12 protein-coding genes and 1 pseudogene are annotated in these 19212 nt (G+C 74.4%); 5 read left to right on the top strand and 8 right to left on the bottom strand.

What is annotated here, in order from left to right; all coding sequences use genetic code 11:
• The 6 genes and pseudogenes from TR49_RS42560 to TR49_RS08740 form a co-directional block, all read right to left on the bottom strand.
• A pseudogene (locus TR49_RS42560) lies at positions 1–180 on the bottom strand (hypothetical protein); the annotation flags it as partial.
• A gap of 28 nt (positions 181–208) precedes the next feature.
• Positions 209–1798, bottom strand: coding sequence for a hypothetical protein (locus tag TR49_RS08720; RefSeq protein WP_052434122.1), 1590 nt, complete (start codon positions 1796–1798; stop codon positions 209–211).
• Between the two features lie 122 nt (positions 1799–1920).
• Positions 1921–3768: a PrsW family intramembrane metalloprotease gene (locus TR49_RS46580; protein ID WP_063770047.1), complete on the bottom strand. Its 1848-nt coding sequence runs from the start codon at positions 3766–3768 to the stop codon at positions 1921–1923.
• A gap of 58 nt (positions 3769–3826) precedes the next feature.
• Complete coding sequence (gene trmB, locus TR49_RS08730) at positions 3827–4612, bottom strand: tRNA (guanosine(46)-N7)-methyltransferase TrmB (RefSeq protein WP_236653269.1); 786 nt, start codon at positions 4610–4612, stop codon at positions 3827–3829.
• A gap of 44 nt (positions 4613–4656) precedes the next feature.
• A complete protein-coding gene (gene lhgD / locus TR49_RS08735) occupies positions 4657–5859 on the bottom strand; it encodes an L-2-hydroxyglutarate dehydrogenase (protein ID WP_042379002.1) in 1203 nt (400 codons plus the stop codon).
• 80 nt (positions 5860–5939) lie between these two features.
• The gene (locus TR49_RS08740; RefSeq protein WP_042379004.1) at positions 5940–7421 is read right to left on the bottom strand and encodes an NsdA family TPR-like regulatory protein; all 1482 of its coding nucleotides are present in this window, start codon (positions 7419–7421) and stop codon (positions 5940–5942) included.
• Between the two features lie 770 nt (positions 7422–8191).
• Here TR49_RS08740 and TR49_RS46645 point away from each other — a divergent pair.
• From TR49_RS46645 to TR49_RS08760, 3 genes are all read left to right on the top strand, one after another.
• The gene (locus TR49_RS46645; RefSeq protein WP_052434123.1) at positions 8192–11065 is read left to right on the top strand and encodes an asparagine synthase-related protein; all 2874 of its coding nucleotides are present in this window, start codon (positions 8192–8194) and stop codon (positions 11063–11065) included.
• A gap of 61 nt (positions 11066–11126) precedes the next feature.
• Positions 11127–11615: a universal stress protein gene (locus tag TR49_RS08755; protein WP_052434124.1), complete on the top strand. Its 489-nt coding sequence runs from the start codon at positions 11127–11129 to the stop codon at positions 11613–11615.
• Between the two features lie 126 nt (positions 11616–11741).
• Positions 11742–12377 carry a DsbA family oxidoreductase gene (locus tag TR49_RS08760; RefSeq protein WP_042379007.1) on the top strand — a complete coding sequence of 212 codons (636 nt, stop codon included), beginning with the start codon at positions 11742–11744 and terminating at the stop codon, positions 12375–12377.
• Between the two features lie 45 nt (positions 12378–12422).
• Here the strand turns inward: TR49_RS08760 and TR49_RS08765 are convergent, their stop codons facing one another.
• Positions 12423–14336 (bottom strand): sigma-70 family RNA polymerase sigma factor, encoded by a 1914-nt coding sequence (locus TR49_RS08765; RefSeq protein WP_084724687.1) that lies wholly within the window; start codon positions 14334–14336, stop codon positions 12423–12425.
• Between the two features lie 228 nt (positions 14337–14564).
• Positions 14565–15323, bottom strand: a complete 759-nt coding sequence (locus TR49_RS08770) for a TetR/AcrR family transcriptional regulator (protein ID WP_084724688.1) — start codon at positions 15321–15323, stop codon at positions 14565–14567.
• Between the two features lie 286 nt (positions 15324–15609).
• Here TR49_RS08770 and TR49_RS08775 point away from each other — a divergent pair, with 286 nt between their 5' ends.
• Both TR49_RS08775 and TR49_RS08780 read left to right on the top strand, forming a co-directional pair.
• Entirely contained in the window at positions 15610–16938 is a 1329-nt protein-coding gene (locus TR49_RS08775; protein ID WP_042379010.1) for an NAD(P)/FAD-dependent oxidoreductase, read from the top strand.
• A 261-nt stretch (positions 16939–17199) separates the two neighbouring features.
• The gene (locus tag TR49_RS08780; protein ID WP_042379012.1) at positions 17200–19089 is read left to right on the top strand and encodes an ATP-binding SpoIIE family protein phosphatase; all 1890 of its coding nucleotides are present in this window, start codon (positions 17200–17202) and stop codon (positions 19087–19089) included.
• The last annotated feature ends 123 nt before the right edge of the window (positions 19090–19212 follow it).

Here is a 19212-nt window from a genome sequence, read left to right on the forward strand (position 1 = left end):
GAGGCCGCCCAGCGCCGCGGCCGCCTTCGGGCCGGCCGCGCGGCGCCACTGCCATGCGGCGACGCCGCCCGCCGTGGCGAGCGCCACGCCGCCCAGCTCGCGGCGCTTCGTCGCGCGGGCGACGGCGTAGCCGCCGACGAGGCCGGTGGCGGCGACGAGCGAAGAGGGGACCTGAGCCATGGAAAGTGAACCTCCGTCAGTCGTTGGGTCAGTTCGTACGCGTGTTGTGCAGGTGCAGCCCGATGTAGCCGATGTAGACCCGCCCAGTGCCGGAGCAGTCGTCGTGGTAGTGCAGGCGCGGAGCCGTGCCGCCACCGCCTATGCGCAGGTGGGCGCCCATGAAGACGCGACCGGACGGGTCGACCTCCACGGGGACGTGCAGCTGGCGCTCCCGCTTCCACTTGGCGTTGGTGCTCACCGTCCGGGACTCCCCGCGGATCACCTTGCGCGGCGGGAAGGGGTGGCAGTCCGGCGGGGTGTTCTCGCACCAGCTGCGGAAGTCGCCGCCGGCTGAGCCGGACTTCGCGGACTCGGCGTAGTCCTGGAGGGCCATCAGCGCGTCCCAGGTCATCCGGACCCAGGTGGGGTGGTCGGTCTGCTCGTCCAGCTCCTTGGTCAGCCGCGCGTCACCGGTGAACGCCAGCTGCGGGAACTCGTCCAGACGGTCCAGCAGCTCCGCGAAGGTCGCGGGCTCGGAGTCCTGCGGACGTATGGGGCGACCGGAGAGCGTGCGCAGCTTCGTGCGGACCGCGCGCAGTTCGCTGTACTGCTCGTCGTACTCGGCGGCCAGCAGGGACTCGCGCTCCTCCGCGGCGCGCAGCCACCGGCGGACCTCCTGCAGCTCCTCCGCACGGGCCCGCTGCTCGTGGGCCTCCTCCTCCTCGTGGTCCACGAGGAGGCCGCCGGGCTGGATCGCGTCGGCCTCGGGCAGGCCCTCGGGACGCAGCGGCGGCAGGCCGACGAGCTGGTCCGCCAGAGGGGCCTGCACGGCGAGCCGGCGCGGCAGCCAGGCCAGCAGGCCGGACGCGCGCCGCAGGTTGTCCTCGATCGTGGTGCGCGACATCACCCGGTGCCGGGCCGCCTCCGGCGCCCACGCCGGATCCAGGCCCGGCAGGTACGTGCGCACCGCGCCGCCGTAGACGCGGTGGTGCTCCAGCGCCGTGTTGAAGGCGCGTTCCGCGCCGGGGGAGAGGGCGTAGAGGACGGCGAGGCCACTGCAGCTGCGCAGCAGCGGGTCGACGGTGTCGTCGAGCCAGTCCTCGAAGTCGGTGTGGAGGGGGGTGCTGGCGACGACGATCGGCAGCCGCCGGTCCGGGTCGCACAGCTCGTCGAGGATGTCGTCGACGTCGCCCCGCTCGATCACCCCGGGCAGCGCGTGCACCCGTGCCGAGCCGGGCTGTTCGCCCTCCGTCGCGTCCAGCACGTCCAGCAGCCCGCGGGCCAGCGCCGGAACGGGCGCCTTCGCCGGCTCCTCGCCGCGCACCGGCAGCTGCTCGGCGTCCAGCTGTACCCAGGTGTGGCCGTCGCGCGCGGTGGCCACGGTCAGCGAGGTCTGCCAGATGCCCTGCACGGTGAACTCGCGCAGCCGCCAGCGGGCCAGCCGCCCCTGCACGGCCTTGCCACGGGCCACCTGGTCCAGCACGGCCTGCGGTCCGACTCGCCGCCGCCCGTTCCCCGAGCCCGGTTCGTCGTAGTGCAGTGCCTTGAGCCACTGCCGCAGCTGCTGCTCGGCCAGGGCAACAGTCTCCTGATGTCCGTGCCCACTGGTCACGGCCATCCGGTAGATGCCATCGGTCACCGGCGCTGCCTCCTGACGCTGTGTCGGCGTCGCCGCACATCGATGTGCGGATATCCAGAACAACGCGGCAGGGGGTCCCGATGGTTCCGGTACGGCCGAAGTCGCTGGTGGGACGCCGGTGGTCAGTGCTCGGCGGTGGGCGGCTGCTGCTCCTGCCCCGCCTCCCGCGCCGGCTCCTGTGCTGCCTCCCGCGTCGCCTCCTGGGCCGCCGTCCCGGGCCGGGTCGCGGGGTACGGGTGGCCCTGCGGAGCCGGAGCCTGCGGCTGCGGCTGCGGCTGCGGCTGCGGTTGGGCGGGCTGGTACGGGTGGGGCTGGTACGGCTGCGACTGGGCCGCCGGATACGGGTACGGCTGCGACTGAGCCGCCGGATACGGGTACGGCTGCGGGTACGGGCGCTGCGCGTACGGGCCGGGCTGCGCGTACGGCCCCGGTTGCCCGTACGGGCCGGGCTGCCCGTACGGGCCGGGCTGGGCGTAGGGCCCCGGCTGTCCGTACGGGCCGGGCTGGGGTGCGTACGGGCCAGGCCGGCCGTACGGAGCGCGGTACCCCTGCACCGGAACCTGCATGGGGGTCCCCATCGGCACGCCCATGGGCATCGGGCCCGGGCGGCCGAACGCGGGCATCAGCGGCGGGTGCTTGCGGAACCACTCCTGCTCGCCGACCCGCGCGAACACCGTCGCGACCGCGTCCTTCCGCTCCCACAGGTGGTGCAGCAGCTCCTGCTCGCGCTCCGTGAAGTGCTGGACGGCCAGGCCGCGCGCCACCCGCTCGCGCAGCAGCGCCAGCGAGGTCGCGAAGGACAGGTACTCCCGCATCGCCCGGTCCCCGGCCGGGCCCTGCTGGAACCGGGCCAGGGCGCGGGCCTGCTTGCGGGTGCGCATCGACGACATCACCACGGGGACCGGCGAACTCATCCAGCCCGCCGTCACGTACACCGCCAGCTGGCGGCCGACCGTCCGCAGCTCGTTGCCGCGCGCCCAGACCAGCAGCCACACCATCAGCGCGAAGACCGGGACCATGAAGAGGAAGTAGACGCCGAAGAAGCCCGCCGCCCCCAGCGACGGAGAGCTGTTCCAGGTGCCGTGCATCAGCATGGCGAAGATCCAGCCGGCGATCGGGGCGCAGATCCGTTGCCAGCGCTTGCGGCTGATCGCCGCCACACCGAAGCCGACCGCCGTCATCGACGTGAACAGCGGGTGCGCGAACGGCGACATCACCTCGCGCATCAGGAAGGTGAAGACGGTGACCACGACGGCGCTGCCGCCGTCCGGGCTGCCGTCGGCGACCGAGCGGCCGATGTAGAGGATGTTCTCGGTGAAGGCGAAGCCGGTCGCGGTGAAGCCCGCGTACACCGCGCCGTCGACGATGCCGGTGAAGTCCCGGCGGCGGAACAGGAAGATCAGCAGCAGCGCCGAGCCCTTGCAGGTCTCCTCGACCAGCGGCGCCACCAGGCTCGCGCTCAGCGTCTCGCCGCCGCCCACCTGATGGCTGATCAACTCGGTGGTGGCCCAGTCGTTGGCCAGCAGCGCGACCAGGGTGGCCGCGCAGGCGCCCCAGCCGAAGCAGAACAGCAGCAGCTTCCACGGCTTGGGCTCGACGCGGTCGAGCCAGTAGAACGCGCCGAGGATCAGCGGCACTGGCAGCACGGCCAGCGAGGCGCCGACCAGGAAGCCGGAGGTGCCGGTCATCTTCTGCAGCTTGGCGAGGATGACCACCCCGCACAGCGCCAGCACCAGCACGACCGCGAGCAGGCGCAGCCACCGGTTCTCCAGCAGGTTGCGCCGCACCTTGTAGCGGAAGCTGGTCGGCGGGCTGAACGGCAGCGCGTCCGTGCCGCCGGCCTGCGGGGCCGCCGGCAGTCCCTCGGGCAGCACCGCGCCGTCGACGGCGTCGACGGAAACGGCGGGGTGCGGTTCGGGTATCGGACCGGCTGCCGCAACGGCCGCGGGCTCCTCGTACTCGCTGCTCACCCCACGACCTTAGCGGTGGCGCGGAGCGGCCGGTAAGCAGTTCCTGCGGGTCAGACCGTCAGACCCGGCGGAACAGAACATCCCGGACGACGTGACCCTTGGCCAGACCCTGCCGTTCGAACTTGGTCACCGGCCGCCAGTCGGGACGCGGCGCGTAGTCCGTGTGCAGGTTCTCCAGCTCGGCGGAGCCGCTCAGCACCTCGAGCATCTGCTCGGCGTACGGTTCCCAGTCGGTCGCGCAGTGCACCGTCGCACCCGGCCGCAGCCGGGAGACGGCGAGGGCGATGAACTCCGGCTGGATCAGTCGGCGCTTGTGGTGGCGCGCCTTCGGCCACGGGTCCGGGAAGAAGATCCGCAGTCCGTCCAGGCTCTGCGGCGCGAGCTGGTCGCGCAGCAGCACCACGGCGTCGCCCTCGGCCAGCCGGAGATTGTCGAGACCGTCGGACTCGATCCGGCGCAGCAGGTTGCCGTGCCCCGGCGTGTGCACGTCGACGGCGAGCACGCACCGATCCGGCTCCGCGGCGGCCATGGTGGCGGTCGCGTCACCCATGCCGAAGCCGATCTCCAGCACGACCCGCGCGTCCGCCCGCCCGAACCACTCGTCCAGGTCCAGCCGACGCTTGCCGTCGACGCGGATGCCGTACCCGTCCCACGACCGCGCCAGCGCGTCGTGCTGGGCGGTGCTCATCCGCCCCTTCCGCGGGTGGAAGCTCCGGATCCGCCGCTCCCGGTGCAACTCGGGCGAGACGGGCGACCCGGGCCGGGCGTCGTCGGCTGCGGCGCGGACGTCGAGGCGGGCGTCGGCGCCGGGGGTTATGGCGGGGGCGGCGGTCTGACTGGTCACAATGCGCTCCAGTCTACGGAACGGGCAGCGGCTCCCCGAGGACGCTACGCGTCCAACGCGGTGAGGGTGCGCGAGGCGATCTCGCGGCCGATGAGCAGGGAGGCGGTCGCCGCGGGCGAGGGGGCGTTGAGGACGTGGACCGTGCGCGGCCCCTGCGCGAAGGCGAAGTCGTCGACGAGCGTGCCGTGGCGGTCGACCGCCTGGGCGCGGACGCCGGCCGGGGCGGGGACGAGGTCGTGCTCGGTGATGTCCGGCAGCAGCCGCCGCAGGGCGCGCGTGAACGCGCGGTGGCTGAGGGAGCGGTGCAGCTCCACCGCCTCCGCGCGCCAGTGGCGGGACGCGAGGGACCAGGTGCCCGGCCAGCTCACCGTCTCGACGAGGTCCCGCACACTGATCCGGCTCCACCCGTACCCCTCACGGGCCAGCGCCGGCACGGCGTTCGGGCCCACGTGGACGCCGCCCACCAGGTCGCGGGTCAGGTGCACGCCGAGGAAGGGGAACGCCGGGTCCGGCACGGGGTAGACGAGCCCGCGCACGAGCGCGGCCGCGGCAGGGGAGAGCTCGAAGTACTCGCCGCGGAACGGGACGATGCGCAGCCCCGGCTCGTCACCGGCCAGCCGCGCGACCCGGTCGCTGTACAGACCCGCGCAGTTCACCAGCGCGCGGGCGCGGACCTCGCCGAGCGAGGTCGTGACCGTCACCCCGTCCGCGCGGCGGTCGATCGCGGTGACCGCGTTCCCGGTCCGGATCCGCGCCCCCGACAGCTCCGCGTACCGCTGCGCGACGGCGGGGAAGTCGGCCAGGCCCGTCGTTCCGACGTGCAGCGCGGCGACCCCGCGCACGTGCGGCTCGTACTGCGCGATCTCGCCCGCGGCGAGCTCGCGGATCGGCAGTCCGTGCTCCCGCCCGCGCTCCGCGAGGGCGCGCAGCCGGGGCAGTTCGGTCTCGTCGACGGCGACCACGAGCTTGCCGGTCACCTCGTGCGGCAGGCCCTGCTCCTTGCAGAACTCCACCATCTCGGCCGCGCCGGCCAGGGCGAAGCGCGCCTTCAGCGAGCCGGGCTTGTAGTACAGCCCGCTGTGGATCACGCCGCTGTTGTGGCCGGTCTGGTGCGCGCCGAGCCGCGGCTCCTTCTCCAGCACGATCACGTCCGCCCCGGGCCGAGCGAGGCTCAACGCGTACGCGGCACTGAGCCCGACGATCCCGCCACCGATGATCACGACGTCGCAGTCGTAGGAGGAACCCATGCGGGAACTCTAGTTGGAGCAGTCCGAAGGCGTGGGGCTCTGCCGACATGCGGCCGCGCGGGGTCCGCGGGCCACCTGGGTCAGGCCGGAGCCGCCAGCGTCAGCCTGGCCCGCTCGACGAGCTCCTCCGCGATGCGTTCGCCCTTGAAGCGGTCCAGCCGCTTGAGCATCTCGCCCAGGTACTCCCGGGTGCGCTGCGAGGAGATCCTTCCGGCCACGTCCAGCGCCCGGTTGCCCGCTGCGACCGCGCGTTCCAGCTCGCCCTGGTCGAGTTCGGCCATCGCCGAGACGATCAGGCGCAGGCCGTGCGAGCGGACGTACTCCTCGGTGGGGCGCGCCAGCGCCCGCTCGGTGAACTCGCGTACCTTGCCCGGCATGCCGAGGTCGCGGAAGCCCTCCGCGGCGTCGGCCGCGAGCCGGTCCCAGGTGTAGAAGTCGATCCAGGCCGGATCCGGATCCCCGGCCCGGGCGCGTTCCAGCCAACTCTCGGCCGCCGCGAGCGCCGCCGCGCAGGCCGTCGCGTCGCCCGCACGGGCGTGGGCTCTGGACTCGACCAGGCGGAAGAAGGACATGGTGCGCGCGGTCGCCAGACCGCGGTTGCGCTCCACCGCCGCCTGCGCCAGGTCGACGCCCTCCTCGGCCGCGCCGCGGTAGGTGGCCTGGAGGCTCATCGAGGCGAGCACGTAGCCGCCGAGCGGCACGTCCGCTGCTGCCCGGGCCAGCCGGAGCGCCTGGATGTAGTAGCGCTGCGCGGCCTCGTGCTGGCCGGTGTCGAAGGCCATCCAGCCGGCCAGGCGGCTGAGTTCAGCGGTCGCGCCGAACAGCGCGCGGCCGACCTCGTCGCTGTACGAGGCGAGCAGCAGCGGCGCCGCGTCGCGGCGCAGGCACTCGGGGACCATCGAGGAGCGCCAGTCGCCGCCGCCGTAGCGGGAGTCCCAGCGGCGGGCCTCCTCCGCCGCCATCCGTAGCTTCGCCGCGTCGGCGTGGCCCACCCGGTACGGGCGGCCCTGCGCGTCGGCGAGGCGGGCCAGGTCGGAGGGCTCGTGCACGTCGGAGAACGAGGTGGCGGCCGTCGACTCGCGGGCGACCGAGCCGTCCACGGGCGTGATCAGCCAGCGGGAGACGGGCGTGGCGTACGCGGCGACGGAGAAGGTGCCGGCCAGGCTGTCCCACCAACCCGGGCCGGTCGCACCGGGCTTGCGGGCGCGGCCGGGATCGAGGCGCCACAGCTCCGTGGCGGAGCGCACCGCCGCGGGGACGTCGCGCGGGAAGGAGAGGCCGACCTCGGGCGTCGGATCGGCGCTGCCCAGGCCGATCTCCTCCAGCGGGACGCTCCGTCCGAGCTTGCCGCCGATCGCCGTCGCGATCAGGTGCGGCACGGGCCCCTGCGGGACCATGCCCTTGGTGACCCACCGGGCCACCGACGTCTTGTCGTAGCGGAACGTCAGGCCCCGCTGTGCGCCGAGATCGTTGACGCGCCGGGCCAGCCCGGCGTTGCTGATGCCCGCGAGCGTCAGCAGGGAGCCCAGCTTCTCGTTCGGTCCGCGCCCGTTGGCCACCATTCCCGGCTGCACCCCCTCGACTGCTCGATCCCGACCGTGGCGGCCGTCCCGACGGCCCCGACTGTTCTGATTTTGATCCGACTGCCCCTGGGAAGCAGCCCCTTGACGGGATATCACCCATCCTGACTGATAACACCCAGAGTAGTTCCCCGGGTTCCCAGGGTTAAGGGGTCTTGTACCGGATGGCGGGAACAGGTACCGGCCACGGCCGAGACGGCCGACCTCCCGCCTGCGGGATTCGCCCCGGACGAACCGCACAGGCGTACGCCGGATGGCTGGCCTATGCCCCTGGCGCGTGCGGCGGTGCGCCCCGCCGTGCCCCCTCCCTGACGTGCGGTTCCGGCAGTTGCATGGTGGCGTGGGTCGGCCTGCCGTCGAGGACCCGGCGGGTCGGGGGACGCCGCCGCCGTACATCCCCGCGCGGCGGCGGACCGGCCCGGGGGGTGTGCGGACACCTCCCGGGCCGCGAAGTCACCGCGCAGTTCGGGGCGGGCGTGGGGCTCGTCCGTCCGGGCCCTCCTGGTCCGGGCCCCAGGGGTCGGGGCCCGGACCAGGGAGGGGATGGCCCGGGGCCCGAGCCGCCCGGGGCTGCCTGCTGGGTGATTCGGTGCGCTTTTCTTCGCATTTGTCGCATGCTCGGGCTGACGGGTGATCAACGACCGTACACAGAAGGGAAGTCGATCTCTGCGAGGCCGCCGACGTGCGCGCCGTGAGCTGGCACCATGTGAGCTGACGGTGCGGCACCGTGCTGCCTTGCCGGGGAGGCGACGATGCGGTGGGTGGTGGGCTGGAACGGCGTGCGCGGCAGGGCCGGGCAGGAGGCCGCCGCGTTGCGGCCGGTCGGCGGCCGCCTGCTCTGGCCGGGGAACGACCCGCTGTGGGTCGTCGGCGACTGGCGCCCCGACGAGATCCGCGGCGTCGCGGTCTACCGCTTCCGCCGGCACCACCGGCACGTCGTGCAGAACGGCTTCCCTGACCTCGAGGAGCTTCCGGCCCCGTCCGCGACCGGTGCGCCCACGCCCGCGTTCCCGCCGGAAGACGGCGCGCTGGCACGCCTCTTCGTCCTCGGCCGCTGCGGCGCGGCCGACTCCGCGCTGCGCACCGCCCTGCTGGCCACCAGCGGCGGCGCCCTGCGCCATCTGACCACCTGGCCCGGCAGCTACGTCGTGGTCCTGCAGCAGGGCACCCGCGTCGCGGTCCTGGGCGACCTTGCGGGAGTCCAGCCCGTCTACTACACCGGCTGGCGCGGCGGCACCGCGTGGGCGACGGCGGCGCTGCCGCTGGCGGACCTGGTCGAGGCGCCCGTCGACCACGTGCACCTCGCCGCACGGCTGGCCCTCCCGGACTCCCCGGAGGGGGTCGGCGACACCAGCCCGTTCCAGGGCGTGCGCCGGGTCACGCCGGGGCAGGCGCTCAGCATGCGCGCGGGCGCCCCGGACGTCGCCGCCTACGAGGCCCTGCCCGGCGGGATCGGCAGCTACGAGATGACCGAGGCCTCCGCGACGGCCGAGGTCACCCGGTCACTGCTGGAGTCCGTGCGCCTGCGCGTGCGCACGCCCGCGCCGCGCAGCGCGTTCGGCGTCGGGATGCTGCGCGCGGCGACGAGCGAGACCGTCGCCGCCGCGGCCGGCGTCCCCGGGCTCGCCGGGCGGTGGGCCGCGGGCCGGCCCGGTGCTTCGCAGCCGGGTGCCGCCGCGCGTCGGGCGGACCCGGACCCGCCCGAGGGCGGGGCGTCCGGGGTTCCCTTCGGCCGCCGTGCGGCCGCCGAAGCGGGCCAGACACGCCGCGCCGATCACGGCGCGTACGAGCAGGGAGGGCGCGGCCATGCAGGGCAGGGGCACGGCGCGGACGAGCACGGCCGGGCCGGGTTCGACGCGGGGCACGATGCAGGGCACGAAGCGGGGCCGGGTGCGGGTCACGGCGCGGGTCTCGGCGTCGGCCTCGCGGCATACGGCGTCGGCACGATCACGCCTCGTCCCGCGGTCAGCGTCGACCTCTCCGGCGGCAGCGCCTCCACCGTGCTCACCCTGCTGGCGGCCGGCATTCCCCGCGCCTCGGGTGCCGTCGCCTCCGCACGCGCCGGGCGCCTCGTCGCCGCCTCCCTCTTCAGCCGTGGCGCCGACGAGACCGAAGCGGAGCTCGACCCCGACGAGGACCCGGTGAACCTGTCCCCGGGCTCTCCCGGTGCAGAGGCGGCGCCGGCCGACCCGGCCCGGCCCGCGACCGCCCGACACCCCATGCTCGGCACGTTCAGCGAGGAGCGCTGGGGTGATCCGCGCAGCTCGCGCACGCTGCGCCACGGGCCTCCAGGCGCGGATCCGGGCGAGGAGGGCGGCGCCGCTCCGCGGCGTACCGGCGCGGTCCGCGGCTCCTGGGCCAGGAACGGAGCGGTGAGCGAGCCGGAGAGCGACACCCTGCTGGCCATCACCTACACCGATGCCGAGGGTGCGACCGGCGCTCCGCTCAGCCCCGGCCGCGAGGCCGAGCTGCTGCGGGCCCGCGCGGTCGCCGAGTCCGTGGCCGACCGGATCGACCACGTCGTGGTGCCGGGCGGTCAGGACGCACTGCCCTTCGCCGACCTCGCCGACGATCCGCTGGCCGGTCCGCTCACCGACGAGCCCGGCCCGGCCCTGGTCACCGCCGTTCGGCAGCGCGCCCGTCTCGCGGCGGCCGGGGTGGAGCACATCAGCGGCCACGGGGCGCGCCAGGTGCTCGACGGCCACCCGGCCCGCCTCGCCGACCTGCTCCACGATCGCCGCCGCAGTCCACTGCTGCGGCCTGTCGCCGCGCTCACCCGCGCCGACAGCGCGGCGCTCGGCGCAGCCGGGCTCGGCACGCCCGTCTCCGTCGTCCGCGCGGCACGTCGCCTCGCCCGCACCGGTTACGTCGACGGACTGGAGGCCGCGGCCGCTTCGCTGCTCCGCGGACTTCCCGGCGCGTCGCCGCAACGCGGCAGTGCCGGCGAGGCCTCGACCCGCGCGCTCGCCTGGTGCACGCCGGGCCCGGCCGCGGACTGGCTCACCGAGGGCGCGCGCGGCGCGGTCGCCGCTCGACTGCGCCTCGCGGCGCGCGCGGGAGCCCCCGACGAGCGGCCGGGCGCCCGGCGTGCCCGCCTTGCGCTCCAACGCCGCGCGGCGGACTTCCGGGTCCTGGCCCAGGTCGTCGAGTCCGCCCCTGACGCGCGCGGCCGCCGCCTGCACGCACCGTTCCTCGACAACCAGGTCGTCCGCGCCTGCCGGCTGGTCCCCGACCACGCCCGTATCCAGCCCGGCGCCCGCCAGGGCATCCTGCGCGCGGTCCTCGCGGGCGCGGGCGTCGCCGCCCTGCCGGACGACCTCGCCACCAGCGCTGCGGCCCCTCACGACGCCTCCCCCTCCACCGCCACCATGCGGGCAGGCCTCCGCCGGGCCGCCCCGGCCCTGGACCGCCTCCTCGCCTCCTCGCTGCTGGGGCGATGGGGTGTCATCGACGTCCCCCACGCCCGCAGGGCGCTCGCCGCGGCCACGTCGGAGACGGCGCCCGGTCCGCTGGACGGGCTGCCGGAGCTCATCGCGACGGAGCTCTGGGTCCGGCGGCTGCACAGCCGCAGGGGGAGCTGCTGGACCGACCTGCGCAGCCCGTCCGTGCCCGCGGTGGGAGGCTGACGCCGCAGGAAGGGCGTGTTGCAGCTGACCGCCCGTCACCGCGTCGCCGCATCATGGCTGCATGCGCCCACTCCCCGTCTCGCACGAGCTGCCGCCCGCCGACGCCGAGGCCGGCGTCCTCGTCGGGGTGGACGGGTCGGACGGGTCGCTCTGGGCGCTGGAGCGCGCGCTCCAGGAGGCGCAGGTGCACGGGCTGCCGTTGCGCGTCCTCGCCGCAGTGAACCCGACGCCCAGCGTCGTGACGGCGGGGCTGGAGGACGTGATGCAGGACAGCGTCGACCGGCTGCTCGTGGGCATGGCGGACGTCGTCCACCGGGGCGTCGCCGCCGCCACCGCGAACGTGCCGGGGGTGACCGTCACGCCCACCCTCCACGTCGTCGCCGGGGATCCGATCACGCTGCTGCTCGGCGCCTCCGCGCGGCAGCACACCCTCGTGCTCGGGGCTCGTGGCAACGGCGGGTTCTCCCGCCTGCTCGTGGGGTCGGTGGCCTCCACGCTGTTGTTCCACGCGCTCTGTCCCGTCCTGCTCGTCCCGGGGCCGAAGCGTTGACGGCGCCGGGCTGACGGCGCTTCCGGCGGGGCTGGGCCGGCGGGGCGGGTCGGTGGGAATGAACCGAGCGGCCGACATGTTCTCTGAGTGCGCAGAGAATCGTGAAGGTGTGAGGAGCCTGCCCTTATGAAGGTCGAGATCTACTCGGACATCGCCTGCCCCTGGTGCTACATCGGCAAGCGCCGCTTCGACCGTGCCCTCGCCGCCTTCGAGGGCGCCGGCGACGTCGAGGTCGTCTACCGCCCCTACCAGCTCGTCCCGGACGCGCCGACCGAGCCGAGCCCGCACCGCGCCTGGCTGGAGGAGCGCTACGGCCCCCAGTCGCGCGCGATGGACGACCGGGTGGCCGCCATCGGCAAGCAGGAGGGCATCGACTACGACTTCGACGCCGCGCTGCACGTCAACACCATCCACGGCCACCGTCTGCTCTGGCTCGCCGAGCAGGAGTACGGGCCGGCCGTCCAGGCGGAGCTGAAGGAGCGGCTTCTCGCCGCGCACTTCTCCGACGGCATCGACGTCGCCGACTACGCCGCCCTGACCGACGTCGCCGTCGCCGCCGGGCTCGACCGCGCGCGCGTCGAGGCGTTCCTGCGGTCCGACGAGGGCCGGGGCGAGACCGACCGCGAGCTCGCACACGCCCGCGAGATCGGCGTCAGCGCCGTGCCGACGTTCGTCTTCGACGGCAAGTACGCCGTCCAGGGCGCGCAGGAGACGGAGACCTTTCTCTCCGCCCTGCGTCAGGTGTCGCAGTTGAAGGACTGAGCCCCGGAACCGAGGGTTGTGGGGTGAGAGGCGCGAGGCGCGGGCTCAGCAGGTGAAGCCCGCGTCCGCCCAGTCCGCGATCTGCCCGCCGAGGAACCCGTGCGAGCCGTGGACAACCAGGCGGATCGAGGTCAGCCCCTCCAGCGGCACGCTGAACGACACCGCCGGATCGCCCCCGTGGATCACCCCGGAACGCCACAGCACCGCGCCCGAGGCGCCGTCCTCGACGGTGAACCTCGCCGAACCGAGGCCCATCGTCATGTCGTCGATGCCCACGGACGCCGAGAAGAGCTCGCAGCTGCGGTTCAGATCGATGAGCGTGCGCGACGGCGCGACCACCGTGACGCCGCGCCGGTACGAGGCGCCGCCGACGCTGACGCCGTGCGGCCGCTGCCAGACCCAGCTCAGGGCGTCCGGCTCGATCGCCGGGCCGTCGTCGTTCGACAGGCCCTGGAACGGCAGCGAGTCCACGAAGTAGCTCTGCGGCGGGGGAGGCGGAGGTGCGGGCGTGGGCGTCGGGGTGGGGGTCGGCTTCGGCGTGGGCCGGGGAGCCGGGGGCTTCGGCGTCGGCTTCGGGGACGGCTTGACCACCGCAGCCGGGACGGGTGCGGCAGGCTGTGGCGCCGGACCCGCCGGAGGCGGCGTGGGACTCGGCGTCGGCTGCGGCGCCGGAACGCTCGCCACCGGCTGCGGCGTGGGCTTGGCGACCGGCTTGTGCGGCGGCGTGCTGCCGGACAAGGCGAACGCCAGCCCGACCCCGGCCGCGACGGCCACCGCCGTCGCGATGCCGATCTTCGCGGGCAGCCCGATCCCCTCCGACGCGGCGGCGCCTCCCGCCGCCCCGCCGGCAGAGCTCCCGCCACCCGCCGCCGCGCCTCCCGCGGCGGCCCCACCCGCCGCCGCGCCCGTCGCGGTACCCACGGCGGCAGCGCCTCCGGCCACGGCCGCACCGCCCACGAGACCCGCCGCCACGGCCGTGCCGTAGCCCGTGCCGAGCCAGACCAGCAGGCCGCCGGGCAGCAGCTCGCGCAGGCTGTGGTTGAGGTCGACCAGCTCCAGGTAGGCAGCCGAGCAGCGGTCGCACTCCTGCAGGTGTGCGCGCACGTCCGTCGACGCCCGCTTGCCGAGCTGCCCGCGCGCGAACCCGCCCAGCTTGCTCGCGTGCCGCTCGCAGTCGGACGCCTGCCTGTCGGAGACGTGCGCCTGCAGGAACGCCGTGGCCAGCCGCTCGCGGGCGCGGTGCGCCTGCACGGCCGTCGCGTTGGCCGTCTTGCCCAGCAGCAGCGCGACCTCGCGCGGCGGCTCCTGTTCGACCTCCGTGTGCCACAGCAGCAGCCGGTCGTCCGCGTCGAGGTTGCGGAACGCCCGGACGATCAGTGACTGGTCCACCCCGGACATGGCCCGCGCGTCCGCGCCCGGGTCGGTCACGTCGACGGTCGCGACGACCGCGTGGGTCGAGGCGAACACCTGGAAGTCGTCGATCAGCTGCTCGCGCCGGTCGCTCCGACTCCACGAGGCGGCGATGTTGCGCACTGCGGTCAGCAGGTACGCGCGCACCGCCACGTCCGGCCCCTTGCCGGCGCGCAGCGCCTGCAAGGTGCGGGCGAAGACCTCGCCCGCGAGGTCCTCCGCGGTGAAGGCGTCCCGGCAGCAGCTCTTGGCATAGCGGCGGACGGCCGCGGAGTGACGCCGGTACAGCTCCTCGTACGCGGCGTCGTCCCCCGCGCGCACGGCCGCGGTCAGCTCGGCGTCGGACGGTCCGAGCGGCGCGCCCTCGTCGACGGGCCCGCCGGGCGCAGGCACCGTCGCAGCGGGCAACGCGGCCTCGGGCAGCGCCACCTCAGAAGCCGTCACTTCAGGAGCCGGCACCTCGGGCACGCCACGGCGCCGCCCGCTGCCATCTCCCTGCGGCGGCACCTTGGCAGCGGCGGCGGTCGCCTCCGGCTCCTCTGCGGCCATGACACGGACCCCCGCTCACTCGCTCGACCGGGAAACCTTCCCATACGGCGGTGAGCGCAAGGGAGACGATGACGGTTACGCCACTCCTTCGGGGAATACCGGAATCCGGCGGCACCTGCGTAGCCCGCAGCAACAGGCACCACGACCTGCGGGATTCGACCGGTCGCCGGTCAGCGACCCGTCAGCGGCGCACCGGCCGCACCCGCACTGGTATCCGAACGAGCGGCGTCAGCCGCGCAGGCCGTCCAGCAGCAGCTGCAGCAGCCGCCCCGACGCGCTCCCGTCGGACGACGTGTGCTGCGGCACCGCCGCCGTCAGCACCAGCACCACGTCCGAGACGGTCACCCCGGCCCGCAGCTCACCGGCGTCCCGCGCGGACTCCACCAGCTCCGACAGCAGCTCCAGCAGCCGTGCCGGGTCAGCGTCCGCGCCGTACTCCTCGTCCGCCCCCGACGTCGTCGCCACCGCGTCCTCGGCGACCGCGTCGTCCGCCGACGGGTTCCGCTGCACGGGCACCCGCACCAGCGCCTCCGCCTGACGGAACGTCTCCGGCGGCAGCAGCCGCCCCGCCCCGGAGGACGCCGCACGGGCCAGGAACGAGGCCAGCGCCTCCCACGCCCCCGCGCCGCCGGCCTGCACCGAGATCGCCTCGCGCGCCTGCTGCGTCAGCCAGACCACCTCCTCCGAGGCGATCCGCCGCACCAGCACCTCCTTGCTGGGGAAGCGCCGGTAGACCGTGCCGACGCCGACGCCCGCACGCCGGGCGACCTCCTCCATCGGTGCGCCGTAACCGAGTTCGCCGAACACCTCGCGTGCGGCACGCAGCACCGACTCCAGGTTCCGTCGCGCGTCCACCCGCAGCCGCGCGCCCGAACCGCCGCCCGCGCCGTTGCCCGCCCCCCGCGTGGCACCGTTCGCCGCGACCCCCCGCTGGACCGGGATCGCCCCGTCCACCGCTCGCGGCAGTACCTGCTCCTGTTGAACCATGAGGTTCGTCCTCCCCCGTAGACAGATCCAATGACGATAGTTGACAGCACATCGACGCGAACAGGGAACCCTAAAGGATTCGCTCCGTCCGCATCGGACGTGCCCACACCACCCCTGCAGCGCAGCGTAGGACATCTGCGCAGATCAGTGGAGTCACGGGGTGCCCACGAAGCGTTGCCCTCCCTGCGCCGCGCCCCGGAGGCGCGCAGGAGGGCGGATGCGCGCGGTCCACTCATTCAGGTACGGAGTATGGACGCGCGGGCGTACGCGGGTGCGGAATAGAGGCGTGCTCCCACCCGCGCGCATTCTGCTCATCGGCGGCGGCCAGGTCGGCGTCAACGCCGCCCTGCGGCTGCGGTCACGACTACGTCCAGGAGAGGCCGAGGTCACACTCGTCGACCCGACCTCCTACATGACGTACCAGCCGTTCCTGGCCGAGGCCGCCGCCGGCGCCATCGACCCGCGGCACGTCGTCGTGCCGCTGCGGCGCGCGCTCCCCGGCGTGCGGATCGTGCAGGGACGCCTCACGTCCCTCGACACGACAGGACGGCGGGCGCACCTCGTGCTCCCCTCGCCGCTGCACCGCGACGGGCCGACGCTGGACCTGACGGTCCCTTACGACCGGCTCGTCCTCGCCCCCGGCTCCGTCTCGCGCATCCTGCCCGTCCCGGGCCTCGCCCGGAACGGCATCGGGTTCCGCAGCGTCGAGGAAGCCGTCAAACTGCGCAACCACGTGCTCGGCCAGCTCGACGCCGCAGCCTCCACCCGCAACCCGGAGGTCCGTCAGGCCGCGCTCACCTTCGTCTTCGTGGGCGGCGGCTACGCCGGCACCGGCGCCGTCGCCGAACTGGAGGACATGGCCCGCCACGCGCTCACGCACTACCCGACCATCCAGCCCGACGACCTGCGCTGGATCCTCGTCGAGGCGGGCAAGCGCATCCTGCCCGAGACAGAGCCGCAGGCCGCCGAGCGCACCACCGCCGAGCTGCGCGAACGCGCCGTCGACGTCCGGCTCGGCACCCGCCTCGCCGCCGTCGGCCCCGACGGGATCGTCCAACTGACCGACGGCAGCCGGTTCGCCGCCCGCACGCTCGTGTGGACCGCCGGCGTCCGTGCCAACCCGGTGCTGAAGCAGACCGGCCTCGCCGTCGACGCCCAGGGCCGACTGCGCTGCGACACCCACCTGCGCGTCCTCGGCGCCGAGGACGTCTACGCCGCCGGCGACTGCGCCGCCGTCCCCGACCTCGCCCGCCCCGGGGAGACCTGTCGAGCCAACGCCCAGCACGCCGTGCGCCAGGCGGTCGTGCTCGCCGACAACCTCGTGGCCAGCCTGCGCGCCGAGCCGACGGCCGAATACCGCCACGAGCTCAAGGGCTCGATCACCTCACTCGGCCTGCACAAGGGCGTCGCCCAGCTCCGCGGACGCTCCCTGCACGGACGCTCCGCCTGGCTGCTGCACAGGGCCGTGCACCTGCGCCGCATCCCCACCTGGGAGCGCAAGGCGCGCGTCCTCTCCGACTGGCTGCTCGCCGGCCTGACCGGACGGGAGATGGTCTCCATCGGCGAGCTGGAGGAACCTCGCGCCGGCTTCGAACAACTGATGGACGAGCGATGACGCGAATTCGGAAGGTCCGTACGACCGGAACGAACAGGTGCGTAAGGGAGCGGTGTCCGATCCGTCTGGATTCGCCGATCTTCAAGACACCCCAGGGCAGCTGATTCCCCGTGGCGCGGGTTTCAGCCAGACTGGACCCCGACTCCGCGCGACCTGAAGCCTGCCTCGACCGAAGCCTGCCTCGATCGAGCCCGCTCGACCGATGCCCGTTCGACCGAGGGCCGCTTTGACCACAGCGTGCCCGCAGCCCGAAGGACTCCGTTGAACCTCACACGCTGGAGCGCCCGGCTCCCCGGCGGCCAGCGGCGCGCCTCCGCGCCCACCGACCGCGACACCGGCCCGACCCCCAGCGTTCCAGCCACCCGCGAGCTCCCCGAGGCACGGATCGCCCACGAGCACGCCGGCCACGAGCACCTCGCCGTGCACGACGTGCTCGGCCACCTGCCCGCACTCGTCGCCATCGGCTACGGCCCCTCCCACCGCCTCGGCTACCTCAGCCGCGCCTACACGGAGGTCTTCGGTCCCCGTCCGACGGGCGTGCCCGCCCACCAGGTCATGCCGGAGCTTGAGGAACTCGGCCTGCTGCCGCTGATGGACCAGGTCTACCGGACCGGCCGCCCGCGCACCGTCAAGGCGCGCAAGGTCCACGCGCAGCCGTCGGGCCCGGTTTCCATGGCGCCCTCCGGCACCGCGGAACCGCGCTACTTCACCTTCGTCTGCGCACCGATCCGCGAGACGGAGGACCTCGGCCGACAGCTCGCCCAGCTCACCCTCGGAGAGACCGCCACCGTGGGTGCGGTCGTGGGCGGCAGCTCGAGCGCGGGCGCAGGTGCGGGCGTCGGTGGCGACGTGGGCGTGACCGCTCGAGCCGAGGCCGGCGGGCGTACCCCGCACGGCCTCTCCTCCCTCGGGCTCGGCAGCTTCGCCTCGCTGCGCCGCAGCACCGGAGCCTCCGACGTCTGCGGGGTCCTCGTCTTCGGCGCCGAAGTCACCGACCAGGTCCGGGTCACCGAACGGCTGCGTGAGAGCGAACGCCGCCAGCGCGAGGCGGCCGTCACCCTCCAGCGCAGCCTGCTCCCGCAGAAGCTCGAACAACCCGACGACCTGCGCGTGGCCGCCACCTACCAACCCGGCGGCGCCGACACCGCCGTCGGCGGCGACTGGTACGACGTCATCACCCTCGGCGGCGGGCGCACCGCCCTCGTCATCGGCGACGTCATGGGCCGCGGCATGCGCGCCGCGGCTGTCATGGGCCAGCTCCGCACGGCCGTCCGCGCCTACGCCCGTCTCGACCTGCCCCCGCACGAAGTCCTCCAGCTCCTCGACGGCATCGCCGCGGAGATCGACGCCATGCAGATCGCCACCTGCCTCTACGCGGTGTTCGACCCCAGCGAGCAGTCCGTCACCTACGCCTCCGCCGGCCACCTCCCCCTGATGGTCCGCTCCGCCGACGGCACGGTCACCCGTCCGGAGGAACCCGGCGGCCCGCCGCTCGGCACCGGCGGCTGGATGCACACCTCCGGCACCATGCCCTTCCCGCCCGGCGCCACCGGCGTCCTCTACACCGACGGCCTCGTCGAACGCCGCGACCGCGACATCGACCGCGGCCTCGACGCGCTCGCCAAGACCCTCAGCGGCGCGACCGGCACCCCGGACGTCATCTGCTCCCGCCTGCTGCGCGCCATGGGGGTGACCCCCGAGCACGACGACGACGTCGCCGCGCTCGTCTTCCAGCTCCCGCAGCGCGAAGTCGACTCCGCCGACCTCTTCCGCAGCGCCTCGCTCGACCTCCTCGGCGGCACCGAGGCCGCGTCCAGCGCCCGCGCCTTCACCGGAGGCGTCCTGTGCAGCTGGCGCGTCGGTGAGGACATCCGCGACCTGAGCGTCCTGGCCGTGAGCGAACTGGTCTCCAATTCCCTCACCCACGGCCACCCCCCGATGCGCCTCCGGCTGCGCCGCACCGACCGCCGCCTCACGGTGGAGGTCACTGACGCCGACGACCACCTCCCGCGCCGCCGCCAGGCCCTGCCGGCCGACGAGTCCGGCCGTGGCCTGGCGATCGTCGCCACGATCGCGTCCAACTGGGGCACCCGACGGACCCCCGACGGCGGCAAGGCCGTCTGGTGCGAGTTCCCGCTCAGGGAGGGTTGACACCGCCCTCGGGGATGCGTAATGTTCTCCGAGTTGCCCCGCTCGCGGTGCGGGTGTCCGGGCAGCCAACCCCCTCGAAACTGATCGCACAAAGGCTTTCTTTGTGCTGCCATTTTCGAATCC

The organism is Streptacidiphilus melanogenes (assembly GCF_000787835.1).
GTDB classification, from domain to species: Bacteria; Actinomycetota; Actinomycetes; order Streptomycetales; family Streptomycetaceae; genus Streptacidiphilus; species Streptacidiphilus melanogenes.